This is a genomic window from Nonomuraea angiospora, assembly GCF_014873145.1.
Lineage (GTDB): Bacteria > Actinomycetota > Actinomycetes > Streptosporangiales > Streptosporangiaceae > Nonomuraea > Nonomuraea angiospora.
This window is the reverse complement of sequence record NZ_JADBEK010000001.1, coordinates 553,213-578,695: the sequence shown is the minus strand read 5'-3', so window position 1 is coordinate 578,695 and position 25,483 is coordinate 553,213. Positions and strand designations below refer to the sequence as shown.

The window sequence follows — 25,483 nt, the reverse complement described above, 5'->3', positions numbered from 1 at the left end:
TCCTACGATCGACAGGGAATCTCTTCGCCCACAACTGCACCCATGGACAGCTCTTGGGCCCTCGACGGAATCCGACGGTTGTCAGACCGCTCACGCGGGGGCGCGCGGTGCAAGAGATGATACATATTTGGGCGGGGATCGCTGCTCGCCGTCGTCCAAGAATCATGGACAAGAGCCCCATAGGGTGAGCACCCGCGTGTTGCTCAACTGATGACGCCTGGCTGAAATGGACTACCGAGCCCAGGCAACGTATCCACCGATGATCCGGAGAGGTTGGAAATGGACCTGCGTCACGCATGGCGGCAAGTGGTCCCCACGCCGCCGGAGTATCGCGATCTGATCGACCTCGATCGTACTCGGCAGATACTTCGCTGCCCCCGTCTTGATCCAGCTTCCATCCCGGGTGCCATTCAGGTCGAGGGCCGAACGTATTATGACGCCCGGGACATGTACAACCTGGCCTTGTACTCCGGTCTGGGCAACACCCAGCCGGAGCTCGAGATGAAGCATCTCGGCCGCATTGTCGTGCACTCGGATCGAACCCGCGCGCTGTGGTTCAACGTCGTCATGAGCGCCACTTGCCCACAGGCCACCGCATGCGAGAGCTACGATTGGGAGGCGCCAGAACTGTGTGGCAGCGCATGGGATAAAAGAATCACCGTAGCGGGCCGGGCCGAGTGGCATGGAGTGATCACACGCCAGGGCACGAACGCGACCATCCAGGACACCCGGATCGGTGAGGTATGGCAGTACGCGCTACAGCGGTATCGGTACCACTACACCCCGCCCAAACTGTCCATAGAGGTTTCCTACACCTCCCGGTGGAACATCGGTGATTGCGTCGGCCTCTCCTTGGCACTCGCCGACCACCTCAAGGACATCAAAAGGGACTCGCACATGCGAGTCGGCTACCTGGTCGCGGGGCTTGGCGCCCAGAGGCATGCCTGGGTGGAGGTCGTGGACAGTGACGGCTTGACCAAGACGCTGGATCTCTCACTGGCTTGCCTGGCGCCCAGGTTCTTCACCAAGGAATATGCCGCGTTCTGTTTCGGCTCGACGCTGAATCGCGCGTTGCCGTTGGCGAAGGGCGAACTTGGCGTCGTCCGCCATCACTGCCGGGGGCTACGTATCGTCCTTCGCCCGGATCTGCAGGCTGCCCAGGGGAGACCGCCCCGTCCGGCCATCTCACCGAGCTGAGCGGGTCGAGCCGGAACAGTCATCGGAGCGAAGCCGCCGGCTGTCCGGCCCCGCACCGCATGCGATCGCCCGCTGAAGGGCTCGGCGGCGCGCCTATCTCTCTTCGGAGGTTTGCAGCCGCCGCTCCAGCTGCTGCGCGAACACCGACCATTCGAACGCACAGTCGCGTGCCATTTGAGCGACAACATAGGCGGAATGAGTGGGGATCTCGTGCACGATGTCCTCCCAACCTCTCGGACCCGCCGTGTGCGTGTACAGCCAGTGCAGCACCTTACGTCCGTTGACGCTGAGGCGCAGCGATGGATCCTTTCGGAGACTCTCCAGCATCGAGGCACGGTCCCGCGTCGGCCCGCGGTCACAATCTCGGGCAAGAGGATCCACGTGACTCTTCCGCGCGGAAGGCGAATCCTCATGGCCGGTGCCGTTGTGTGGCCGAGGCTCCTCGTGTTCGGTACGCAGCTTAGCCGGAACGGGGTCTTCTCCACGCTCCATCCGCCTCCGCACGTCCTGCACCGTCGCCGGGGAGATGCCCGCCAGCTTCGCCACTTCCCGTAATGAGGCGTCGGGCCGCTTCGCCATGATCTCGCTGGCCACGCGCCGGCCGTCGGCGCTGTTCAACGGCCGGAGCCGACCGTCACGTCCGAGGCGTACCAGCGACCGGGCCTCTTCTGTACCCATCCGCTGACGTAGGGCGGCCACCCTACGCGGCCCGAGGCCGGCCATCGCGGCGATCGACCGGTCAGAGGCATGAGGGTGGATCTCGATGATCTGGACCGCCGCGGCTTCCCGATCAGCGACGGTGAGCGGTAATCCGTGGGTGACGTTGGCCTTCACGGCGGCGATGAATGCCTCGCACTCGTCACCTTCGAAGAATCTGACCTTGATCGTCCGTTCTTGCTTGAGCCGCGCGGCAACCAGTCGGTGCATTCCGTCGATCACCCGCATGCTCGGCCAGTGCACGAGGATCGGAGGCAACTCTGCCTGCGTCTCCGCGAGAACCTGCACATGCCCCGGGTCCTCTCCCTCAAGTCGCGGAGAGTGGCCAGGCACTAACTCATCGATGAGTATCCACTTAACCTCTGACTGATCACCGACGTTCTCCCGCACAGGAAGCGGATGAATCCCGGCGGCCGCGATCTCGCCTTCGGAGAAATACCTCTCGACTTGTCCACCCAAACTAATCTCTCCTCGCATCCACGCGTCCCGCAGTCCATTTTGTGAGCCTGCTTCAGGCGAAGTCCGCTGACCTCTGATGTCTCATGTTGCGGATCAATGACCCCTGCAATGCCGCACCAACACGCGTTCGACAGGCATGTGACAGGAAAACAAGGGCAGACGTCACTATGACGTCCGGCTCGGGTGTTCGGCGCTCTCGAGCCGGTCAATGGACCCGAGATCGGTCCTCCCCGGGTCACAATAACGCAGGCGCCGCGCCGGGCACTCCCTCCGCAGAAATGAGGAAGGCGGTGGCACGACCAGCGCGGACACCCCGTTCAGTATCAGCCTGACGCCCATCGTCGCAGCTTGAGCGGTCCACCCGTGTCGTTGCACGACTAAAGTGATTGGGCGGATAGCCTGGAGAGCTGACACAACCTGTTTCCGACACGGGGTCGGCATTCTTCTCCAGCCCAAGGCTTCCCAGCACCACTTGACCCTTTCAGAATCTGACTTAGAGAATCTCTCATCACGCAAAGTGTTCGCTTGACGCGCGACAACGCCGTCCCAAGCGCAGCAAGCCGGCAGAACTTAATGGCATTTCCGGGGACATCCCGCACAGGACGCTCAGGGTCAGGCTATAGATGAGCAGCTCGCGGAATTGTCTGCGAAGTAACATACCTGACCGTGCACACCTCCGTCACAATCCTGCGCCGACCACCAGGTTGCGGCCTTCAGGAGTGCCTTCAGTTCGTTGATCCAGTCGAGGTTAACTCAACACATAACTGCTGACAACGCCGCAGGTAACGGATGTTCATGGATCGCAGCCGAGGTTCTCGTGCCACTTTTGGGCACCCTTTCACCCTCTGATCAGCCGTTGTTCGAAAACACGGACCTCGTTCTGCGGGCGCGGGAGCGGTGCTAATCATGCAGTCTTAGCCTCGATCTTTCGTGATCAGGATGTGGTCGGCTGAGCGGCCCGGCTGAGGATTGCATTGCGTGCTGTGGCCAGCGCGTAAGCCCGGCTGTCACGTCGGGTGGGCGGGGTTCCACGGGCCCGCGGGTGTCCTTTCCTGGGTCGTGGTGTCGTTTTTGTGGCTGGTCAGGGTGTGGCTGGCGGCGCCTGCAGGCGGGTCAGGGCGGTGAGGATGTCGCGGGCCAAGGGTCATCGGGCGGCGAGTCGCGGACGTAGCCGCCGACTGCCGCGCCCCAGCCGGCCGACCACGGCGAACGAGCGCAGGCATTTGGGTTCGTAGCTTTGGGCGGTGGTGCCGGTAGTGCGAGCATCCGCATCCAGGCCAGGAATTCACAGGCCAAGGCGACGAGCTCGCACCAGATCTGGTTGCGAGCGAAGTGGTGCAGCGGCAGGTTGGCCAGGCCGGTGTCCTCGGCGCAGCGGATGCGGTCTCCGGCGGGCCCGGCGGCGGTGCCGCAACTCCAGGTCGGCGAGCTGACCTTGCTTGGCATCGGTAATGAAGCAGGTGACGCGGCATTCATCGACGTCGGTGAAGCACAGCTGGGCGCCGGGATGCAGGCGTTCCTTGCGCGCGACGACGCGCATCCCTTTGGGCCAGCCGGACAACTCCAGCAGTCCGGTCAGCTCGGCCACCCAGGCGCCGGCCGTACCTGCCGGTCGGCGTCGTAGGCGGGCGTCCATGCGGTTTTCCTAGGCGCAGAATGGCCTGCTGGATCTCTTCGGTGAGAGTGAACCCGATCAAGTACGACAGGCGGCGGCCAGGCTTGACGAGCCAGGCCAGGAACTCGTGGGTGCCGCCGCCGGAGTCGGTGCGGATGAGCACCTGCCGCTGGCGGTGCCGGGGCAGCTGGGCCAGGGCCAGACGGGTGGCCTCGATGTGGTCGGCGGCGGTATTGGAGCCGGCGTTGCCCGGCCGCAGCAGGATGGCCGGCGGTTCGCCGGAACCGCCGGGGGCGCGGTCGGCGAAGACCCTCGTGGGGTGGAAGCAGAAGGTGTGTTCCAGGTTGGGGCGGCGTGTTGTTTGTCGGAGTGGGCGATGACGGTGGTGGCGTCGATGTCGAGGGGGGATCAGCTCACCGTCGCTGCCCGAGCCAAGATTCCGGCCAGGCCCCAGGCGCGTTCGCGGACGAGGGCCCAGGCCGCGCGCAGGGCCTTGAGCACTTTGACCTCGTCGCGGGCGAGCCCGTCGATCAGGCGGGAGACGGTCGGGTCGGAGGCCACCGGGCCGAACAGGTCGGGCTGGGCGCACAGCAGGGCGATGTCGGCCAGGCAGTCCCCCGCCGGGGGCGAGAGCTACGGCCAGGTCGGCCACGGTCTTGCTGGGATCGTGCAGCGCGTGTTCAGGCCGCCAGCGCTCCAGCTGCGCCGACAGCACCCGGTCCAGCCCGGTGACGTGCAGGGGTTAGGTATACCGAGGTTCGCGGCATGTCAAGCCCACTGGGTGCACCCATGACGTCACGGAGCACGAAAACTGAGACGTGACGCCGCGGCGGATTTCCACCCGCCAGACCAGGCTGGGTCTCAGGCGCGGTTGACAGCCCGCGAGGTGGACATCGGACAAACGATCCTGTCGGTCATCGTCGTCCAAGGTCCGGCACCGATCAAGCGCAACAAGCTGATCAAGCTGGACGGCACACTCACCGGCGTGAACCTGGCCGGGCGCCACGCCGATGTGTCGACACGCACCCTAGCGTTGTATGCGCTGCCCAGGCCTGAGCACCGTGAAGCCGGGAACGGAGCAGCGTGGCCCGCGCGCCGGCGTCACCCCTTGGCGGGGGCGGCATGGTTGGTGCAGCCTATTCTCCATAAGACTCGACCCCCGAGACGGAGACCGCGCTCGAGTCTCTGACCGAAGAATGAGTGGCGTAGCGGCAGGGCCCGCAGAATACAGGTTCGGCGCCACGCGCCCGCGGATCGAGTACGGTCACTCACTCCCGCCCGACGAGTGGAGCGCGTCGATGAAGAAGAACACGGAATATGTGGAGATCGACTATTCTGAGCTGCCGCAGGAGGCTGACTACTCGTTCCCGCAGACCTGGGGGCAGCACTCTGTGTGGCAAGGCCTCGTTCGCTTCGGCCAAGATGCGAACCTGCTCAATGTAGGACTGCAATGGAGACTTCCCGGGGGAGTCACGATGCCCGCGGTTTTGAGCGCATTGGCCAATCTCATACGCGCGCATGCAACTCTTCGCACCGTTTTCCAGGAGACCCCCGAGGGCCCTGCACAGAAAGTGACCCAGCCGACCAAAATGCCTGTCGAAATAGTGGACATCGCAGGCGAGAGGCGCGAGTCAGTATACGGTGAGGTGCAGGAGAGCCTCGCAAGGGTATTCGACCACGCGCATGGACCCCAATTCACCTTCACGGTCTTCACCGATCGCGGTGTGCCACGATTCGTGTTTCCCAACATATCCCACCTCGCGGTCGACCGCCAAGGGCTTAAGGTTTTGGAGACGTCGTTCCTGAAGTTCGTCAACGGGCAACACATCTCCCCCGGCGAGACGTATTGGCAACCATTCGATCAGGTACAGCTGGAGAAGACACGCCTCGCGAGGTCCAAGGGCCAGCGCGCCTGCGACCAGTGGAGTAAGGCACTTCGGCGAACCGGCCCACATCTGTGGGGCGCTCCGCGGCTGAAAGGTGAGGACGCCCCGATCATTCACGCCAAGATGACTTCGTGCCGAGCGGCGAAGGCCCTGCCGACCGCGGTGACACTTCATAACGCATCTGCGGGAAGCGTGCTGCTCGCGGCGGTTTCAGCGGCCGTCGCCGCCGTCACCGACCATGACGGCCACGCGGCCGTGGAGATCGTCTTCGCCAACCGGTACCTCCGCCGAGCCGGCGAATATGCCGGCCCCTTGGCTCAGGGAGGCGTCATCGCAGCGCCATGCTCCTCGGCGAGAACACTCACGGAGATGGTTCAGAGCATCAACGCCGATATGCCACGGGCCTACCTGAGCGCCTACTGGCCTCCCTCTTCCCTGCAGGCCTCCCTGCGCGATTGCGGATTCGATGACATACATGATCGGGTCACCAGTTTTCTCTTCAACAACTTCATCACAGAGGCGCGGGTTTTCGAGCCGCACGATCGACCGGTCATGGAGGACACGGTTTTCGAATGGTTGCCGAGTTGGAATTACATGCCGAGTCACTGCTCTTTCCGGATCGGCTACGACGAAGAGGGGCGCATCTTTGTCACGGCCCGCGTGAATTCCCGGCTGCTCAGCCGGAACATGTTGACGAGACTGCTGTCGGGGGTGGAGTCCGCACTTCAGGCGATGGCAGAAGGGAGCTCGGTCCGCGCGGGAGACCTGCCCTTGGACTGACCGGCGCCTTCGCCTCGGCGATTGCAGACGTGCGGCGGTGCGGGTCTCGGCGACAGAACGGAGGTTTCGATGACCCATGCGGACGATGAGGTCACACGGGCGGTGGCGAAGCTGCTCCGGGTACCGGATCGATGGCGTGATTTCCAGATCAATCATCACCGGGTCACCAAGGGTTACCGGATCGGGCCCGCCCTCCTGGAGAAGCTCCTGGACCTGGGCTTACCTCACCGTTCCGTTGCGGGCGAGCGCATGTTCGACTCCCTGGATCTCCAGAACGTCAGCCTCGATCTGCGGTTACCCAGTTTCGTGTGGATGGGAATGCGCTCGTGGGCACGAATCCTTGAGGAGACGGATCGGCACGGGCGCCTGGTCATGTCGGTGCGCATCACAGCTCGATGCTCTGAGCCCGGCCACCCAGGTCAATGCCAATTCGCCTTCGACAAGCGGAAACTGGCAGATTTCGCGGTCGGTTCCCTGACCAAACACAATGCCCAGAGTTATTCTGTGCAGGCGTCCGTGAGCGGCACTCGATTGTGCCTGGGGTCAGTATTCGAACCAATCGTCAAGGCAGCAGGAGAGATGACTTATCACATCCTTCCGGAGCCGCTGGGCTCCGACTTGACCTTTTTCACCGACTCCGGGCTCGCCGACTGCCACTTGGGAAGCCTCCATCTCGCCACGGTCGCCCGGCAGCAGGAGATCCCGCTGCGGTCCGCCACCGGCTATTACATCGCACGCCCCTACCCCGTGCGGCACGCCTGGGTGGAGCTGGAAGTGAACGGGGAACGGCATGCCGCTGACCCCTTCCTTCTGCGGACGCTCAGCGGGTGGGGCATGATCTCGCCGGACCAGTGGCCGGCGGACCGGTGCCTCGACGGATTGCTGTGGAAGCTCGACAGCGCCGATCAGCTGATCAGTCACCGAGGTTCACCGGCAGAGACTTCCATAATGATCAGTTCCGCCCCCGTCTCGGTGAAGCCCTGAGTGTTCAGGAACCCCTGGACCGTGAGATATGCCCAGCGACGGAGCATCGCTCCGAGCACCTGGTCTCTATTGAGAAGGAGTCCTTATGCGTGAGGCATCGGCATCCGTCCGGATCGAACTGGAGTCTCTTCTCGGTCACGAGATCGCCAGCCCCTCTCCCGATGTGCGACTGTTCGAAGACCTCGCCCTGGATTCGACCAGCCTCCTCGAGCTGCTGATGAACCTGGAGGACAATGTGGGAATCGAGGTCGACCCCGATGAGATCAGTGCCGAGGTGTTCGCCACCATCGGTTCACTGACCGATTATGTCGATAAGTGCCTGGCCAGGAAGACGGCCTAGCCGATGCTCCGGCACGACTCAGGTCGGCGAGACGTCATGGCGGTTCATGCCTGCGAGACGTGTGGCTACGAAGGAGGGCTGGCCGAAGGGCTGAGGACGGCGTTGGCCGGGTCGAGGCCGGGCAGCTGTGCAGCGGTCCCCGCCGGCCAGGCAGTGGGTGAGGTGGTGCACCATCGGCTGGCCGCCGCAGAAGGGATCGTCTTTCTTCGCGACACACCTCCCGGCTCACCTGACCAGCAGCTCGGCTCCCGGCTCGCCGCCGCCCGGCTGGGCGCGACAAGGCGGGCCTTCGACGCGGTCGTCCACCGTCTGGGCAACCGCCAGTCCTCTGGTGAACCGCTCCTGCGGCGCCAGCTCGTGACCGGCAGCGTCGCCGACACTGTTGCCGGCATCGAGCTCGCCCGAGCCATGCTGAATGCGCCGTATGAAGCCCACGATCTGATCACGGAGCTCGATGAAGGGATCATCATGCTCTTCGGTGGCGCCGGCTACATCACCGATCAGCCTACCCGCGCCCTCTATGTCTCCGCCATGATCGCGAATGTCTGGGGAGCGACTCGGTGATCGATCTGGACCGACGTCTGCAAGCGTGGCGCATAGTCTGCGCCGAGACCGCGGCCGAGTTACGCGATCTCGCACCGCCGATCGACCGGGACCCTTACGACATGAAGCCTCACCTCGGGAGGGAGGTCTTCTCCCGAATCCGGCAGTGGAGCACGCCCTGCCCGTATGGTGAGCCTTTCCGCATCGGCTCCTGGACCTTCCGTGCGGATTCGGCGCTCGAGTGGGTCATAGCCGTCACCGAACTGTCACGCGGCGACGCGAGCAGCCTGCTCGCGTGCCCGATGCCCGACGTTGCCGGACTAATCGTCGATCTGCTGGGCACCGAAGCGCAGCGTCACCTCTTCTACTCGCGGATCGCCGACGGAAGGACCTGGACGTTCTTCGCGATGAGCGAGCCGGACCTCGGGAGCAACGCCACCTCGATGGAGACACGCATCGAAGACGGACAGCTGTACGGGGTCAAACGGTACATCGGCAACGGCGCCCGCGGTCGAATCGGCGTGGTTTTCGGAAGGACGGGCCCGCATCTCCTGTCCATCAGAGCCGCGCTTGTCGAGGTACCGGCACCAGGCTGGACGGCGGAATCCCTGGACATGATCGGTCTGCGTGGCGCGTGCCTGGCCGAGATCCGGCTCGAAGGAGTGCCCGTCATCGATCTGCTGGGCGACCATCTGACCGTCACTCGCCGAGGGCTCTGGGCTGCGATCAAGGTCTTTCACAACATGCGGATCCAGGTGGCCGCGATGGCGATGGGAACCTCCGCGGGCATCCTCGACCACGTACGAGCTCATCGTCCGCAAGCCCCCGGCCTGTCGCACGTGCAGGCCGCCAATGAGGCTTGCCAGGACCTCGTTTGGCAGGCCGCCGCAGGCTTGGACGCCGGCACCGAGCGAGGACACCGTTCCTCGGTCGTGAAACTGCTCGCGACACGGCAGGCCATGAGAACCGCCAGATGGGCGGCGAAGGCTCTCGGGCCGGCGTCATTGCTGGAGCATCCGCTGCTGGAGAAATGGACCAGGGACGTGGCCGGGTTCGAGTTCATGGACGGCACCAGCAACATCCAGCGGCTGCATATCGCGCGCACCTTTCTAAACTATCCTGCGCACACCGCCGGAGCACCTGGTCAGAAGCGCATGCCATCTCCCGTACGGGACACGGAACTTCCGCAACCGCAGGGACGGATGCCTGGAGGTATGTCATGAGAATAGGCGTCGACCTTCTTCACATCTCGCGGTTCAACCGCATCGCGGAGCGCCCGCGTTTCCGTCGGATGCTGTTCTCCGCGAAGGAGCTCCAGGCGGCTCGGCACATGCGTCAGCCCCGGCTCGGCGAGTATCTCGCCGGGCGCTTCTGCGGCAAGGAGGCCGTCGCCAAAGTGCTGGGCCGTGGATTCGGCCAAGGCCTGGAATGGCGCGACATAGAGATCCTTACCGACGACTGGGGTGCCCCCTCCGTTTTCCTCCACAGTGGAGCCTCCCGCATCGCAGCGGCCGCGGGAGTCGGCGCGATCGACCTTTCGCTCACCCACCAGAATGATCTCGTCATCTGCGTCGCCGCCGTGCGCTGCCAGTGAAGGGTACGGCTCCCAGAGGGCGTCGTCGCCCGAGCACGACACGTCGTACCCCGCTGACCGGCCGCTACAGCCCGACGTCCTTCCACGCCTGCCGATCGAACGGCACCAGCGCAGCCGCCGAACGCACCGCCGGAGGCAAAGACTCGCATACCCGCGAGTCTTTCATCCGGCGCTGCTCCGGCCTTGGCAGCCGCTATCGCGGCGTTTAGGATCGCCCACGGCAACCACCCCGTCGTGTTTATTCACACCACTCCGAGGGCGCGACCAGGGGAAGCCGAAAAGGAGGCGACCGAAACCTGCGCGAAAAGATGGCCATATTTCAGATGCGCGCGTATTCGGTTCGCAGCATTCTGTGACAATTCATCGAGAATGCCGGACACTTGACATTGCGGATTGTCGTACATATGGTTTGGACTCGTCCGATCTGACATGACGGTCAAGCCGACGAAGGAGCAGTGTGAAGGTTCTCGGTGTGCACGATGGTCATTCTGCGTCCGCGTGCATAATCGACGACGACCAGGTCGTTGCCGCTATTCAAGAAGAGCGATTAACGCGGGAAAAGAATCGCGGAGGAGCTCCCAAGGCGGCAGTTCAGCGCATTCTCGAACTCACTGGAACGTCGCTGCATGAAATCGATCAAGTTGCGTTCAGCACGCTTGAGTTCCGCAATCCCGGATTGCACACCACAGCCGACGTCATGACGGTCTTCGGTCGCACATTTACCGCACCGGCCGAACAACTGGCGCTCGAGTCACGAGGCGGCGCGGTGGAGCAGCAGCGCCGGAGAGCGGAGTTTCTGCGGGACGCGGGATATCCCGAGGAGCGGATCCAGTTCATCGATCACCACACCTGCCATGCAGCGACCGCCTACTTCGCCAGGGGGACGTTCGACCAAGAGGTCCTCGTCCTCACCAGCGACGGCCATGGAGACGACCTGTGCGCCTCGGTCTCAGTCGGCAGCAATGGCAAGCTGACACGCTTGGCCGCCGTCCCTCGGGACGACTCGATCGCGGCCATCTATGGCTACGTGACGTACTTGCTGGGGTTTGTACCACTTGAGCATGAATACAAGCTCATGGGCATGGCACCCTACGCGGAGAACACGAAGGCGGCAAGCGAGATTTGCGCCCTCTTCGAGTCCATGTTCGAAATGGACCCGGCCGAGCCACTGATCTGGAAGAGGCGACAGGGCACGCCGCCGGTGACCGAGATGGCTCCGATGCTCCTCGACCTGCTGCGCTTCCGCCGCTTCGACACGGTGATGGCCGGCTTGCAGATGTTCGCGGAGCGCGTCACCACGCAGTGGGTGACGAACGTCGTTCGTTCGCTGGGCATCACCGATCTGGCCTTCGGCGGCGGGCTCTTCATGAATGTCAAGATCAACCAGCGCATCGCCGCGCTGCCCGAGGTCACCTCGGCCTTCTTCTGCCCTTCCGGCGGGGACGAGAGCAACTCGCTCGGCGCGGCCTGGGTCGCGGCGGACACCGCGCCTTCCCCTACGGATTCCGGCCGCCGCCCGCTTCCCGGCCTGTATCTGGGGTCCGAGTACACCGACGCCGACGTGGCGGCGGCGGTCGACCAGCACACCTTCCTCAAGAGCGTACGCGTGCACGAGGTCGACGACATCGAAGACCGATGCGCCGCTCTGCTCGCGGACAAGAAGATCGTCGCACGCTTCGCCGGCCGCATGGAATTCGGCGCGCGGGCCCTGGGAAACCGCTCCATCCTGGCCAATCCCAGTGACCCGGATGCCACCCTGATCATCAATCAGATGGTCAAGAAGCGGGACTTCTGGATGCCTTTCGCACCCACCGTCCTACGTGAGAGAGCGCACGACTACCTCACCGACTGGCGGGAGTTCGGCGGTGAGTACATGGCTCAGGCATTCTCCTTGAACGAGGAGAAATTTCACGAGCTGAGAGCCGCCGTGCACCCGCAGGACCACACGTGCAGGCCGCAGATCCTCTCGGCCGAGGCGAACCCCCGCTACCACCGGCTCATCAAGCTGTTCGAAGAGCGCACGGGGATCGGCGCCGTTCTCAACACCTCCTTCAACCTGCACGGCTATCCGATCGTGGAATCGCCGGCCCAGGCGTTGCGGGTTTTCGACCTGTCGGGCCTGCGTTACCTGGCCCTGGGCAACCTCCTGATCGAGCAGGACGACGCACCGGCCTCATGAGGCGTTGTGCCTTCCCAGCAGCCAGTCCGCTGTCACCAGGATCGCCTCATCCTCGCGTTCGCGGGTGTCGAAACCGTGCTCCGCGCCGGAGATGGTCCGGAACTCACACGCGGCGCGGCCTCGGGACGCGGCCCTCGCAACCTCGTAGGAAACATAGCTGTCCTGGTCCCCGTGGATGATGAGGGCAGGGACCGAGCTGCTCAACAGATGATCGAGCGGACGGCGGAGCGCGAATTCCTCCCACAACGCACGTCCGATCGCGAATCTCCCATCAATCAGCAACTCGCCGTCCGCGAGCATGCGTTGCTGCTGCTGAGGGCCGAAGTTGGCCCGTCCCCACGGCAGTTGTGGCTCAAGAAACGTGTGGCGAAGGTCCAGGACCGGGCACCAGAGCACCAGTCCGGTCAGCCGGCCTTCGAGATCGGGCAACGAGAGTGTCGCGCTCACTGCGCCGAAGCTGGTCGCGACGAGGGACAAGGGCAGATCGCCCAGGGATCTCACGTAGGCAAGCGCCGCCTGCAGATCCAGGACCTCCCCCGCGATCGTCACGTTCGCCGGCGTTCCGCCGCTCCTTCCATGCCCGCGAAAGGAGAACCTCAGCATTGCGCAGCCTGCCGCCACGAGAATGTCCGCCAGCCGGGGGAACTTTCCTCGCGCCTCCATGTCCCCCGTTATGCCGTGAAGGGCGACCACCATTCCCCTCGGCTCACCGGCCGGCTCATGCAACACAGCGTCCAGCAGAACGCCGTCCTCCGCGACCAGTCCGACCTGCCGCATAGCAGAACCTCTTCTCCATGGAGCGCCACGTGAGCGGGAATTTACCTGGAACGACTCAACACACTACCGAGAATCTCGTATTCGAGAAGCTCCAGATCTCGTACTACTTCGACGTCAAGCATCTGCCCTTCGCCGATCTCTTCGAGAGTTGCACTTCCGTGCTGCACATCAAGCAGGCGATGACGGATTGGCTGGGCGACCGCGCGCGGCGCGACATTCGCGGCTCCGTGCACCACGCCGCGCATGTGGAGGGCGACGTGATCGTGCAGCGCGGCGCCGTTGTCGAGGCCGGCGCCTACATCGAAGGGCCGGCGCTCATCTGCGCTGGTTCCGTCGTCCGATCGCATGCCTATATACGCGATAACGTCATTATCGGACCGCGCTGCAAAATCGGTCATTGCACCGAGGTAACCCGAACAATAGTCATGTCCGAATCACAGGCGACGCACATGGTGTTCATCGGCGATTCGGTGGTCGGCAACCACGTGAACATCGGGAGCTCGTGCGTCACCACCAACCTCAGAGTCGACCGGCCGGTCCAGGAGCCTGCCGTGGACGAGATTTCGGTGAACGTCGATGGGCACCCGGTGCCGACCGGCTACACGAAGTTCGGTGCGGTGATCGGTGACCACGCGCAACTGCCCGCGCTGATCTCTACGTCGCCGGGCACGCTGATCGGACCACGCACCGTGATCTATCCCAGGAACCAGATCGGCGGCGTTCTGCCCGCCGACTCGAGAATCAGGTGAGCGCCATGAACCGACTCCTGGTAAACGGCGGCCGGCCGCTGCACGGCCGATGCCTGGTGCAGGGGTCCAAGAACATCGCCCTGCACCTCTACGCAGCGTCACTCCTCATACCGGACGTGGTCGAGCTGTCCAACGCCCCGGACATCATCGACACGCACGTCTGCGCGGAACTGTTGCGGAGCCTGGGCGCGGACGCCGACTACGACGACCAGAGGTTGAAGACGAAAGCCGCAGGGAAGATCAGCGCAATGATCCCGGCCGAGCTGGGCGGCCGGATCCGCCCGACCGCGTGCTTCGGCGCGGCCGTGCTCGTCCGCGCCGGGCAGGCGACTTTCCCGCTGCCGGGAGGTGACGCGTTCTGCGACCGCCCCATCGATCGGCACCTGGCGGTGATGGCCGCGGCCGGCGCCGACATCACGCTTCACGCCGGCCGGGTGGAGGCCACGCTGGCCGCGGGGCGGCCCCAGGCGTTCTCCGCATCGTTGGACACCGCCTTCGGGCCCAGTCTGGGGGCCACCGTGACCGCTCTCTTCCTCGCGGTGACAGCGAGCGGAAGGTCTGTGCTGACGGACGCGAGTATCGAGCCCGAGGTGATGCACACGATCGAATTCCTCAACAGGGCCGGGGCCGACATCACCGTCCAGCACGATGGACGCATTGAGATCCAGGGCGTGGACGGCCTGCGCGCCGCGGACTACACGGTGCCCGTTGATCGGCTGGAGGCCGGCACGCTGGTGATGGCCACGGCCGCCACCGACGGCCGGACCACGCTGGAAGGCGCCCGGCTCGCGGATTTTCCGTCGGCCTTCCACGATGCCGTCAATGCCGTCGGCATCGAGATGTCGGACATTCCCGGAGGGGTTGCCGTCGCCCGGAGGCATGACCTCAGGGCCACCGACTTCGCCACCGCCCCGCACCCGGGATTCCCCACCGACCTGCAGCCTCAGATGACGGCGTTGCTCACGCTGGCGGACGGGCAGAGCACCATCACGGAGGCTGTCTACCCGAAACGCGCCACCCATGTCGCCGGCCTTCGTGAATTCGGCGCCGATATTCGCGAGAATGGCAATACGCTGACCGTGCGCGGCCCACGCGTACTAGCGGGGACCCGCGCGACCGGAGTGGACATCCGCTGCGTCACGGCATTATTACTGGCCGCTCTGACCGCTGCAGGGACCTCCCACATATCCGGCGTCTTTCACCTGAATCGCGGATATAGTTCTCTCGTCCCGAAGCTGGCGAATCTCGGGGCAGACATCTCTTTTTCTGACCTCTAGCGGAGATTGAACACATGACAGGAAAGTGGCTGGACCTGGCGGCGGAGTCCGTCTCTTCGTGGCTTGACGAATTGGTCGCGAGTGGTGGCGCACCCGGTGCCGTCGCCATCGTGGGCACAGTCGAGCGAACGCGAGTGCTGACACACGGGGTGATCGCACCAGGCTTGGTCGACCTTCCTCCGCACGAGACCGTGCTGTTCGATATCGCCTCGCTCACGAAAATCGTCGCGACCTGGGTCGGAGTCGGCCAGGCCGTCGCCGCCAACGACCTCGACCTCGACACGCCTGTCGGCGAGTATTTCGGCGAAGAGTCCCTGCCGGGATCGGTCGTGACCACTCGGCAGATCCTTTCGCACACCAGCGGCCTCATGGCGGCGACCCGGTTCGACCGTTACGTCGGCTCGGGGCGCGACCTCGTGGAGCTGATTCTTTCCGAACCGCTGGACACGCCGCCCGGCGCCTCCTACCGGTACGTCAACAGAGGCTTCGTGCTGCTCGGACTGCTCCTCGAGAGGCTGTACAAGCGCCCGCTCGATCAGCTGATGTCCGAGCGGGTCTGGCAGCCCTGGTCGATGAACGACACGAGCTTCGGTCCCCTCGCCGCCTCACCCGCCGTCGCCCCGACAGAAACCAGGCTCCCGGGCACCCGTCCTGTCTGGGGTGTCGTTCACGACGAGAACGCCGCGCAGATGGGAGGGGTCGCAGGCCATGCCGGAGTCTTCACCACGGCACGCGACCTGGCCGCGTTCTGCCGACGGGTGCTCACCGACGACTGGACGGACACGGGCTTCGCCCGCTACGTCGAGCAGAGCATCCAGGTCCATGCCGGCGGCGACGAACATCGCGGCCTGGCCTGGCTGCTGTCGGACGACGGCCGCACCATGTACCACCACGGCTTCACAGGAAGCAGCATATTCGTCTTCAAGGAGAAGGCGGCGTATGTCACGGTGCTGTCCAACGCGGTGTACAACTCGAGAGACCGGCGGGGCCTGGCGGCGCTGCGACAAAACATCAAGGGGCTGGCGGAACGATGAGTGGACAGTCCACCACCGCCGGCGTGCCCTTAGGACCACTCACCACCTTCGGTGTCGGCGGTCCGTGCGACAGGCTGTTGGAGATCCGTACACCGGACGACCTCATCGACCACGCCATGACCAGCCCCGGCCCTCCCCCGCTGACCCTGGGCGAAGGCAGCAACGTCGTCGTCTCCGATCAAGGCTACCCGCATGCGGTGCTGCTCATGAGGACCCGAGGGCTGGTGGTCTCCGTCATCGACGACTCCACGGCCGAAGTCACCGTCGCGGCCGGCGAGCCGTTCGCCCGCCTGATCGACTTCGTGGTGGCCGAAGGGTTTTCCGGCCTGGAGTGCCTCGCGGGCATCCCCGGCACCGTGGGCGCGCTCCCCATCCAGAACGTGGGAGCGTACGGCCAGGAGGTTGCGCAGACCATCACCAGGGTCGAGGTCTGGGACTGGGCCAGGCGGGGACGCCGGCAGCTCACCCCGGCCGAGTGCCGCTTCGGGTACCGGTCGAGCCTGTTCAAGGAGAACCCGGATCGCCACACCGTGATGTCGGTGTCCTTCCGGCTGAGCCGCGGCTTCGTGAGCGAACCGATCACCTACGATCAGGTGGCCGTCGAGCTGGGGACCGGCCTCGGCGCGCGGGTGCCGATCTCGGAGCTCGTGCCGGCCATCCTGGCGATCCGGCGCCGCAAAGGGATGGTGGTGGACCCGGCAGATCCCGAAAGCAGGTCCGCGGGCTCCTTCTTCCTCAACCCCCTCCTCTCGGCAGGGGCCTGGGCAGAAGTGAAACGGCGAGTGATCGCGTTGACCGGCCACGAGCCTCCTGCGCTGTCCGGGAGCGACGGTCACGTCCGCACCAGTGCGGGATGGCTGATGGAGAAGGCCGGGTTCCAGCGCGGCCAACGTTTCCGTTCGGCCCGCATCTCCCGTAAGCACACGCTCGCCCTCGTCGCGGACGACGGCACGACAGCCGCGGACATCGCCTTCGCCGCCAGGACCATCGTCGAGCAAGTCCGCGAGCTCTTCGGCGTGACGCTGATGCCGGAGCCTCGCTTCATCGGCGTCATGGACACATAAGGAGAATGCATGGAGAGCACCGCTACGCCGATCACGCTCCCGCTGTCCCTCGACCAAATCGGTGGTCTGATTTTCGACCTCGACGGCACCCTGGTCGACACCAGGTCGGTCAACCGCGCGGCCCTCGGCATGATCCTCGCAACCCACGACATCGATCTGACGGGGGTCCCTCGTCCCCCTCAGGGGACCGCGTTCACCGACTGGGTCCGGTTACTCGCGGACCACGGGCGGCTGCCGAGGGGCATGTCCCCCGAGCGGTTCAAGGAGCTCGGCGAGCGGGCGGTCATCGAGCAGGCTGCGCTGGCACCCGTGATCGAGCCGGTAGCGGCGCTGGCGCGATGGGCGCACGGACTGGAGCCGCGCTTACCCGCGGCCGTGGCCACCGGGAGCAGCCAGCCGGTGGCAAGCGCGCTGCTGACCGGCGGCGGGCTGGCCGGGTTGTTCAACGTGGTGATCACCCGGGAGCATGTCGCGCGCGGCAAACCGGCGCCCGATCTCTTCCTTGCCGCGGCTGACCGACTCGCTGCTCCGCCCCACACCTGTGTCGTGCTGGAAGACACCGATCTCGGCTTTGAGGCGGCGCGGCGCGCGGGCATGGTGGCGGTGGACATACGTCCCTATCGTGAACTATCCCGCGGTCCTGTTACATGACGACACCCGCCCTCAGGACCTCGCCCCAGTCCGCCAGGCGCGGCTGGATCATGTGGGGCCTGGCCTCGCTGATCTACGCCACTGCGATGTTCCACCGCACCAGCCTTACCGTGGCCGTGGACCTGGCCGAGCAGAGGTTCCAGATCGGTCCCGGTGCCCTGTCGTTGCTGGCGGTCTACCAATTGCTCGCCTACGCCATCCTGCAGTTGCCGGCAGGACTGGCCGCCGACCGGCTCGGGCCCCGGAGAACGCTCTTGGTGGCCATGGTGCTCATCGGTGGCGGCCAGATCGGGTTCTCGCTCGCCACTGCCTACCCGCTGGCCTTGCTCGCCAGGGGGATTCTCGGCGTGGGAGACGCGCTCACGTTCATGGGAGGCCTTCGCCTCATCACCGCGTGGAACGCCTCGAACCGGGTGGCTCTGCAGGTCCAGCTGATGTCAGTGATCGGGATGGCGGGCAGCCTGATCAGCACGATCCCCTTGTCGCTCGCACTGACGACGATAGGCTGGACCCCTACTTTTCTCAGCACGGGCGTGGCGACGATCTGTCTCGGCGTCGTGGTACTCCTCACGGTGACGAGTGATCCTCCCGCCCCTCGATCCCCGTCGGTCCTGCCCGGGCTCTTCCGCGATCTGCGGAGCGTGTGGCTCGTACCCGGCACCCGCTTGGGGATGTGGATGGTCATCGCGTCCGCCTTCTCCTTCGTCTCCTTCTCGACATTGTGGGGATATCCGTATTTGACCCGGGCTCAGGGACTGGGCGCCGACTCCGCGAGCCGGCTGCTCACCGTGCTGATCCTGACCAACATGATCACGGGACCGCTGTTCGGCCTGCTCGCATCACGACGTCCCGAGCTGCGGATCCGATTGAGCGGACTCGTGATCACGCTGGTGTGCCTCATGTGGGTGGTGCTTCTGCTCTGGCCCGGCCGAGCTCCCAGCGCCGCGGTCGTGGCCCTGGTCCTGGTGCTCGGTCTGTGCGGCCCCGCGACCATGCTCGGCGTGGACGTCGCCCGCACCTCCAACGACGCCACACGGGTGGCGACCGCGGCCGCCATGGCGAACCTCGGCGGTTATGTCGCCGCCCTACTCACGATCCTTTCCATCGGGTGGCTGCTGGACCTCGGCCAGCGGAACGGTCTCCCGGTCAATGCGGCCTTCGCCTTGGCCCTCAGCTCACAACTCGTGCTCTTCCTCTTTGCCGGCCTTCAGATCTTCCGATGGGTCCGCAAGTCGCGCGCCCAGACGTGATGAACCAAGGGAGCGGGAAATGACCAATTCTTTCTACATTGACAATCCCTATCCGATGCACGGCAATCACGGTGGCCTCTACGAGAAGGAACTCCGGCACTTCTTCGAGTCGCTTTCACCGCACCGCATCCTCGACGCCGGCTGCGGCACCGGCGCCATGACCTGCCAACTGGCGATGCACTTCCCCGAGGCGTCGGTGCTCGCCGTCGACCGCTCGACCGCCTCCATCGAGCTGGCCCGGCAGAGGCACGGTGGCCTGCCGAACGTCACTTTCGAAGTGCTCGATCTCGAGACCGAGGTGCCCGGCGGGGGCGACGTCTTCGATTTCATCTTCTGCCAGGGCGTCCTGCACCACATGAACGATCCCGCGGCAGCCCTCAGAAACATCTATGCGGCGACGAGCCAGGATATGGCCGGATACATCTGGCTCTATTCGCGGCACGGTCGCGTCGAGATCGCCCAGATCCGCGAACTCCTTGCCATATTCGGCGCCGAGAACCGTCCCGTGGAGGACCTGCTCGCCATACTGGAGACCGTACGCCCCGCCTACTCGAGCCTGTACGCCGCGGAAGAACGGGATCTCCTGGACTGGGCCGGCGACGACCCGGCCTGGACCCGGGACGACGAGCGGAAGGCCCGATACATGGATCGCTACGTCAATCCCATCGCCGACCATTACTCGATCCGGGACGCCGCCGAACTGCTGCGCGGCACCGGCTTTACCATAACCGCCGTACCGACGCTGGAAGCCGTCGAACTGGAACCCGCCCTGGCCCAGTTGATCGCGTCGTCCGTGGTGGATCCCCTCGACAGGTACGCCGCCATGGAACTCGTCATCCGGCCGTGGGGCATAGGCTATCTGGTGCGCAAGGGACAGGGTTAGCCAGGAAGAGGGATGGCTACGACAGGCAGCTGGAAACCAGGCTCCACCGTTCTGTACCGCTACGGAAGGAGCGGAAGGGCGCGTTTCGTTAATGCGGGAATCCTCATCGAGGATTCGCCCGACGGACTCGTGCTGTGGATCCCGCCCGGCTCTCCCATGATCCGCTCCTGTCCGCAGCAGGGTGGCGACCTACGGGATATCTCCATTGAAGAACGCTTCACAGTGCCTACAGTCCGACGACTCGGCACCTGGCGCGGGCCCGGCGCGATCCGTTTCGTGCCAACCGATCGGGAATGGTCGATCTCCTGGTTCTTCACCGAAGATGGGCAATTCTCCCACTGGTACGGAAACCTCGAGGCGCCACAGATCCGATGGGAGACACCCGGCCCCAGCCCCGTCTACGGGATCGACACCGCCGACCGAATCCTGGACGTTCTCATCTCTCCCGATCTGTCATCCACGTGGAAGGATGAGGACGAACTGCGCGCCGTAGTCGAGCAAGGCATGTTCAGCGCGGTGCAAGAGCAGCAGATCCGACTACACGCTCAGGAACTCACACGCATGGCCTCCCAGGGCCTTCCGCCCTTCGACGGCCGATGGATCGACTACAAACCCGACCCCTTCTGGCAGACGCCCAGCCTCCCGTCCTTGTGGGACCTCCCTCATCACTACACCGCAAGCCTCTGACCTCGATACGCGTCAGATACGGGGATGCCGCCAAACGATCGCGAGTATCCTGACCCGCGGAAGGGAAATCATCGAGGCAGGCGCCTGTACGGTGCCGAAACTGGTCCATGGAAGCTGACCTGGCCCTCTATCTCGGCACTCATGTTCCTACGCCTGCTGTATATGCTGATGATCCGGTTGTTCGGCTGGCTGACGCTTCTCGCGCGGGTGACACCTCCAAGAGGGTGGAAATCTTGGTGCTGCGTCATGAGGTGGCTGTCTTGCGCCGTCAAGTCTCCCGGCCACAACCCGACCCCTCTCTGTCAGACTGCTGCGATACATGGGACAAATGAGTCCTTTTGACGTGAAGCAGGGCGAGACAGGACGATCGAGACAGTGACGATGACCCCTCGCCGACCAGAGCGCCTTGACAGGGCAGGATGGTCGGGTGACCGATGAGCAGCGAGCCCGGCCCAAGCGGCGGACGTTCACCAAGGCGTACGAGGAGCGGATCCCCGCCCGCCTTCGACGCTCTGCCGGAAGGCAGCCCAGAGCGGGGCGCGTTGCTCCGCAGGGAATGGCTGTATCACTCCCATATCGTGCACTGGAGAAAGCAGGCCGAGAGCGGAACGCTCCCGGTTTCGACCGGCCGGCCGGGAAGGAGCGCCGAGTCGGAGGAACTGGCCCGGCTGCGCGCCGAGAACAAGAAGCTCAAGGCCGACACCGCGAAGCTCGAGTCCCGCAACGAGAAACTGGCCGGTGAGCTGGGCAAGACCAAAACCGCGCCGGACATCGCGGGAAAAGCATTCGCGCTGCTTCAGGACATCTCAAGCAGCGCGGACTCCGACACGAACTCAACCAGGTCCTGAACGAGTATTTCCCGGCCCTGGAAAATTCGGTCGGCACGGTGAAAACGTGCGCGGTGTTCGGGAATCCCAGGCCACGGTGCACCGCCCGCCCGCCGAGCAGCAAACCCGAACTGGAGGCCGACCGCCCCAACCTCGTGTGGTCCTGGGCCAGCCATCACAAACTGAAAGGCCCAGTGCGGGGCGTCTACTACCTGCTGTACGTCATCATCGACATCTTCTCCCGTGAAGTCGTCCACTGGGAGCTCTGACCCACCGAGAACGGCATCCTGGCCAAAGAATCATTCAAAATGCCATCGCCGCCAATCACGCGGTCGCGCCCCGCTCCATCCACGCCGACCGCGGTACGCCGATGACCTCCAATACCGTCACAAGCCTGCTCGCGTTCCTCGGCATCGACCCATCGTATTCCCGCCCGCACGTGTCCAACGACAGCCCCTACTCCGAAGCGCAGTTCAAAACCCTCAAATATTGTCCGGCATTCCCGGCCGGTTCGGCTCCATCGAAGACGCCAACGTTTCTGCGGCCAGTTCTTCCACTACGACAATCACGAGCATTGTCATTCCGGGATTGCGATGCACACGCCCGCCTCGGTGCATGACGGCACTGCCGTGCACATCCAGGCCCGCCGGATCGCCACCCTCCACGCGGCCTTCCAGACGCATCCGGAACGGTTCCGCGGCCGGCGACCCCACCCGCCGCTGCTGCCTGCCAAGATGTGGATCAACCAGCCACCCGCGACACCCGAAACCGGCACCACGCTACAAAGCACGCAAGTAGCCTGACGTCTCACCAGGTTTGACAGGTTCCGCCCTCTGCGGCGGTCAGGGCCACGTACTCGCCGACCAGGCGATCCAGGCCCGCCCGCTCGGCCAGCAGCAGCGCCGGAGCCGGCCCGCCATAGGAGATCACATGCTCATCGTCGAAGATCGCGTGAGTCTTGCCCGCGGTGTGGGAGAATCGCGCTTCAGAGGTGTCCTTTGACTGCGACGGTTGGAAGCGTAGAGAACTCCCGTCCTCCCACCTCCGAGGGCACCCTACCTCATTCCACGGCCGTCACACCCAATTCCACCCCGTGTATCCAGTCTCAGGTCAGAATCAGCGTCAAGCCGGGGGACGATGTCTTCAAGCAGCGCAGAAGCCACGGTCGCAATGCCTTGGGTTGTTTCGCGATCTCGGGTAAGAAAGTCGAGGCCGACGCCATCCAACGGACCGAACACACTTTGCAGTTTACCCAGATCACCTCCAGACCCAAGTCAAAACGGCGGCGAGAACGCAGTCGGCGACACGCCGACGTCTCACTCCACCTCCACATCGGATTGCTGCGAACACCTTCTCAAGAAGAGTGCTCGGCACGCACGATAAACCGCATGCCCCAAAAAGTCATGGGGGCACGCGGCGATGTCGATGTCGCCAGAAGGAGCGATGCCGCGTAAGGCACATCACGCGGTAGACAACCAAGAGCTCTTCATCGACAAGAACGTCCTGGAGCCTGAGCTGTGCGTCTGGTTGCGCGACGAAGTGGACCGCGCACCGTTAAGGCGGCGGCTGTGAATCGTGGCGGCCAAGGAGGCCCAACAACCGATGTGCAACCTCGGAAGACGAAGCGAGCTGACGTCTCCGCCGAGACGAAGAGCGAGGTGAACAGCCGCCTCGACACCCTTGTGCCGCACCCGGTCAGCCACTTCGGCCACCCTTTGACCGAGTATCAGCCGCCGCACTTCCGATGGTACGACGAAAGCCACTTCTTCGGCCCGCACGAAGACACCGGCCCCGAGCCGGACCTGCCGGACAAGATACGTCTTCGCCGGGTCTCCGCGCGGTGGTCTTCCCAACGCGCACGACGACTATGACGGTGGTGTCCTGAGATTCCTGGACCGGCAGATCGAAATGCAGGGCGAGGCAGGACTTCTTGTCGCGTTCCCCGCCGCGCGGCGCCACGAGGTAACTGCCGTCCCCGCGGGCAGCGCTACTCGTTGAACGGCTGGTTCACGACAGGCGAGAGTCTATAGGCTGTCTAAACTCGCACGCCCACGACCTGTGAGCGGCAGGACCTTCGGCAAGCGCCGGAGCGGCGAAGCCGAGTCCTGCTCAGCGAGCACATGCGTCGCGGATATCCGCCTGGACTGTCTTCGCCAAAGTGACCGACCACCCCATCGCCGGCGCCGGAAACAGGAGGACCCTTTGGCCAGACTGCTCGTTGCCAGCATTCTCAATGAGGACATCATCGGAAATCACGGCAAGACGCTTGTGCATAATCGCAGGCAACGCCTGTTCTGGTTCGCCGAGGACGGCGACCTCCACGAAGAAATACGCGCGGCGGTCGTGGGCGACGGCATCGAGGAGATCGTCGTGCTCTGGCCCGATCCGTCCGTGGTGGCGCTGGCGGAATTGCTGGGGATCGAAGATCGGCTGGCGGGGCACGAATTCTTCCACCGAGAGGGAGAGTTGCTCACCAACAGCGAGGCCGTGTTCCGCGCCCTTGCCGCCACCGTCGGCATGCCCATCGCCCGAGATTCGGTTCACACGAACCTCCAGTCCACCACCGGCTCCGCGTTGCGACTGATCGCTGACGGGGTGCCGCTCATACTGAAGCAGGAATATCTTGCGTCTGGCAGCGGCAACCACCTGCTGAGCCCGTATCAGGGGATATATCCCCGTAAGGCGAGGGAGATGGTTGTCGTCACGGACGAAGACCACGTGCGCGAATATATTGCCAATCGGTGGGGCGCTCTCACGGCGAAGGGCAAGATCCGGATCGTGGTCGAGGAACATCATCCCGACAGGGCCTCCGTGTTCGCCGAGTTCTTCATCGGGGAGGACGAGCCCGAGCTGCGCGGGGCCGGGGAAATGTTATACGCGCCTCATTGCGTCGGTGAAATCATGCATCTTCCGTTCCAATCGCCTGAACTCACCGAACGCATGGTGGAGTGCGGCTACAGCCTGGCGCGGATGGTCCATTCCATGGGACATCGAGACTATTTCAGCTCCGACGCGATCGTGACTCCCGAAGGACAATTCCTTCTCACCGAGTGCAACGGACGCACCAGCGGCTCGAGATATATCTATGAGATCACCGCAAGAAGATCATTGGCAGCCGGTACGAGCACGATCGGATCATCCTGGAGAGGACGACCTGGAAGGTTCCCTAGTTCGCGGAGACCCTTTCAGCAGTGCGGGAAGCCGACCTGGTCTGCGACCAAGAGAAGCAGAAGAGCCCCATTCTCACGACCGCCCTCGAGCCATACGTGGGAGACATCGCGCACTGCGTGGCAGCGCGCGCAACCTACCCGAAGCGACCCAGCTCTCCGAACAGGCCGAGCAGCTGTTCGCGGCGATGAACTCCGCGGTGTTCTGAGGCACCTTGCGTCACCGCGCCGGGCGCCCATCTCCTTATGGGGCCTGAACCCCGGACGATGGCGGGCCATTCGTTCCCCTGCGGTGATTCGAGCGCGCCGTGTCGCCGTGGTCTTGAAGGAGCAAACCAACGTGGAAACAGGAACGGCGAGGTCACTGCCGGACGCCGTGGTCAGTCGCGCTCTGAGCACTGTCGTCGCGACGATTTCGTCCGACGCGCACACCTGGAATTTGATGTATCTCCAACTCTTGCTCGAGGAACGCGGTCACCGGGTGACGAACTTGGGACCCTGCACTCCTGTGGAGGAGATCATCGAAAGCTGCTCGGCCGAGCATGCGAGCTTGCTCGTCCTAAGCACCGTCAACGGTCACGGTGTCATAGAGGCACCTTCCTGCATTCGCGCCATTCGCCGGGTCCCTGGACTTGCCGGCCTCCAAGTGGTCATAGGCGGAAAGTTGGGCGTGGCCGGGCCTCTCCCCCCCGACCAGACACAGGAGCTGCTGCGTGTTGGTTACGACGCGGTTTTCGACACCCCGGACTCCATCAACCTGTTAGACGAGTTCCTCCGCCGCTTCGAGAACGCTCACCACCACGCCCTCACCACGCGAGAGTGA

23 protein-coding genes and 1 pseudogene are annotated in these 25,483 nt (G+C 64.3%); 19 read left to right on the top strand and 5 right to left on the bottom strand.

Annotated elements, in window-relative coordinates; translation table 11 throughout:
* The first annotated feature begins 279 nt into the window (after window positions 1-279).
* Complete coding sequence (locus tag H4W80_RS02610) at window positions 280-1,197, top strand: hypothetical protein (protein ID WP_192783580.1); 918 nt, start codon at window positions 280-282, stop codon at window positions 1,195-1,197.
* A gap of 93 nt (window positions 1,198-1,290) precedes the next feature.
* Here H4W80_RS02610 and H4W80_RS02605 read toward each other — a convergent pair whose 3' ends face one another.
* Both H4W80_RS02605 and H4W80_RS02595 read right to left on the bottom strand, forming a co-directional pair.
* Window positions 1,291-2,202, bottom strand: a complete 912-nt coding sequence (locus H4W80_RS02605; RefSeq protein WP_318786670.1) for a streptomycin biosynthesis protein — start codon at window positions 2,200-2,202, stop codon at window positions 1,291-1,293.
* Window positions 2,203-3,454: 1,252 nt separating this feature from the next.
* Window positions 3,455-4,727: pseudogene (locus H4W80_RS02595) on the bottom strand (IS1380 family transposase); the annotation flags it as partial.
* 559 nt (window positions 4,728-5,286) lie between these two features.
* On the opposite strand from H4W80_RS02595, the gene H4W80_RS02590 reads away from it, so the two are divergent.
* The 7 genes from H4W80_RS02590 (at window position 5,287) to H4W80_RS63325 (ending at window position 12,294) form a co-directional block, all read left to right on the top strand.
* A complete protein-coding gene (locus H4W80_RS02590; protein WP_192783576.1) occupies window positions 5,287-6,654 on the top strand; it encodes a condensation domain-containing protein in 1,368 nt (455 codons plus the stop codon).
* Window positions 6,655-6,723: 69 nt separating this feature from the next.
* Window positions 6,724-7,638 (top strand): hypothetical protein, encoded by a 915-nt coding sequence (locus H4W80_RS02585; protein WP_192783575.1) that lies wholly within the window; start codon window positions 6,724-6,726, stop codon window positions 7,636-7,638.
* An 85-nt stretch (window positions 7,639-7,723) separates the two neighbouring features.
* Entirely contained in the window at window positions 7,724-7,978 is a 255-nt protein-coding gene (locus H4W80_RS02580; RefSeq protein WP_192783574.1) for an acyl carrier protein, read from the top strand.
* 165 nt (window positions 7,979-8,143) lie between these two features.
* The gene (locus tag H4W80_RS02575) at window positions 8,144-8,542 is read left to right on the top strand and encodes an acyl-CoA dehydrogenase family protein (RefSeq protein ID WP_192783573.1); all 399 of its coding nucleotides are present in this window, start codon (window positions 8,144-8,146) and stop codon (window positions 8,540-8,542) included.
* The gene (locus H4W80_RS02570) at window positions 8,539-9,744 is read left to right on the top strand and encodes an acyl-CoA dehydrogenase family protein (protein ID WP_192783572.1); all 1,206 of its coding nucleotides are present in this window, start codon (window positions 8,539-8,541) and stop codon (window positions 9,742-9,744) included. The genes H4W80_RS02575 and H4W80_RS02570 overlap by 4 nt, the downstream gene beginning before the upstream one ends.
* Window positions 9,741-10,115, top strand: a complete 375-nt coding sequence (gene acpS / locus H4W80_RS02565) for a holo-ACP synthase (RefSeq protein ID WP_192783571.1) — start codon at window positions 9,741-9,743, stop codon at window positions 10,113-10,115. Before H4W80_RS02570 ends, acpS begins: the two co-directional genes overlap by 4 nt.
* Window positions 10,116-10,572: 457 nt before the next feature.
* Window positions 10,573-12,294, top strand: a complete 1,722-nt coding sequence (locus tag H4W80_RS63325) for a carbamoyltransferase C-terminal domain-containing protein (RefSeq protein WP_192783570.1) — start codon at window positions 10,573-10,575, stop codon at window positions 12,292-12,294.
* Here the strand turns inward: H4W80_RS63325 and H4W80_RS02555 are convergent.
* Complete coding sequence (locus H4W80_RS02555; protein WP_192783569.1) at window positions 12,289-13,071, bottom strand: alpha/beta hydrolase; 783 nt, start codon at window positions 13,069-13,071, stop codon at window positions 12,289-12,291. The two genes, H4W80_RS63325 and H4W80_RS02555, sit on opposite strands and share 6 nt — an antisense overlap.
* Window positions 13,072-13,088: 17 nt before the next feature.
* Here H4W80_RS02555 and H4W80_RS02550 point away from each other — a divergent pair, with 17 nt between their 5' ends.
* From H4W80_RS02550 to H4W80_RS02505, 10 genes are all read left to right on the top strand, one after another.
* Window positions 13,089-13,820: an LbetaH domain-containing protein gene (locus H4W80_RS02550; RefSeq protein ID WP_192783568.1), complete on the top strand. Its 732-nt coding sequence runs from the start codon at window positions 13,089-13,091 to the stop codon at window positions 13,818-13,820.
* 5 nt (window positions 13,821-13,825) lie between these two features.
* Window positions 13,826-15,097: a UDP-N-acetylglucosamine 1-carboxyvinyltransferase gene (locus H4W80_RS02545; RefSeq protein WP_192783567.1), complete on the top strand. Its 1,272-nt coding sequence runs from the start codon at window positions 13,826-13,828 to the stop codon at window positions 15,095-15,097.
* Window positions 15,098-15,111: 14 nt separating this feature from the next.
* Window positions 15,112-16,131, top strand: coding sequence for a serine hydrolase domain-containing protein (locus H4W80_RS02540; RefSeq protein WP_192783566.1), 1,020 nt, complete (start codon window positions 15,112-15,114; stop codon window positions 16,129-16,131).
* Window positions 16,128-17,195, top strand: coding sequence for a UDP-N-acetylmuramate dehydrogenase (locus tag H4W80_RS02535; RefSeq protein ID WP_192783565.1), 1,068 nt, complete (start codon window positions 16,128-16,130; stop codon window positions 17,193-17,195). Before H4W80_RS02540 ends, H4W80_RS02535 begins: the two co-directional genes overlap by 4 nt.
* Window positions 17,196-17,204: 9 nt before the next feature.
* Window positions 17,205-17,846: an HAD family hydrolase gene (locus H4W80_RS02530; protein WP_192783564.1), complete on the top strand. Its 642-nt coding sequence runs from the start codon at window positions 17,205-17,207 to the stop codon at window positions 17,844-17,846.
* Window positions 17,843-19,096, top strand: a complete 1,254-nt coding sequence (locus H4W80_RS02525) for an MFS transporter (RefSeq protein WP_192783563.1) — start codon at window positions 17,843-17,845, stop codon at window positions 19,094-19,096. Before H4W80_RS02530 ends, H4W80_RS02525 begins: the two co-directional genes overlap by 4 nt.
* 19 nt (window positions 19,097-19,115) lie before the next feature.
* Complete coding sequence (locus H4W80_RS02520; protein ID WP_192783562.1) at window positions 19,116-19,979, top strand: class I SAM-dependent methyltransferase; 864 nt, start codon at window positions 19,116-19,118, stop codon at window positions 19,977-19,979.
* 12 nt (window positions 19,980-19,991) lie between these two features.
* Window positions 19,992-20,666: a ribonuclease FAU-1 family protein gene (locus tag H4W80_RS02515; RefSeq protein ID WP_192783561.1), complete on the top strand. Its 675-nt coding sequence runs from the start codon at window positions 19,992-19,994 to the stop codon at window positions 20,664-20,666.
* 578 nt (window positions 20,667-21,244) lie between these two features.
* Window positions 21,245-21,514: a hypothetical protein gene (locus H4W80_RS02510; protein WP_192783560.1), complete on the top strand. Its 270-nt coding sequence runs from the start codon at window positions 21,245-21,247 to the stop codon at window positions 21,512-21,514.
* Window positions 21,515-21,567: 53 nt separating this feature from the next.
* A complete protein-coding gene (locus H4W80_RS02505; RefSeq protein WP_192783559.1) occupies window positions 21,568-21,762 on the top strand; it encodes a hypothetical protein in 195 nt (64 codons plus the stop codon).
* Between the two features lie 213 nt (window positions 21,763-21,975).
* Here the strand turns inward: H4W80_RS02505 and H4W80_RS60080 are convergent, their stop codons facing one another.
* Window positions 21,976-22,176, bottom strand: coding sequence for a hypothetical protein (locus H4W80_RS60080; RefSeq protein ID WP_225963202.1), 201 nt, complete (start codon window positions 22,174-22,176; stop codon window positions 21,976-21,978).
* A 124-nt stretch (window positions 22,177-22,300) separates the two neighbouring features.
* Window positions 22,301-22,423 carry a hypothetical protein gene (locus tag H4W80_RS62390; protein WP_264085957.1) on the bottom strand — a complete coding sequence of 41 codons (123 nt, stop codon included), beginning with the start codon at window positions 22,421-22,423 and terminating at the stop codon, window positions 22,301-22,303.
* A gap of 1,272 nt (window positions 22,424-23,695) precedes the next feature.
* On the opposite strand from H4W80_RS62390, the gene H4W80_RS02495 reads away from it, so the two are divergent.
* Window positions 23,696-25,483, top strand: coding sequence for a cobalamin B12-binding domain-containing protein (locus H4W80_RS02495; RefSeq protein WP_192783558.1), 1,788 nt, complete (start codon window positions 23,696-23,698; stop codon window positions 25,481-25,483).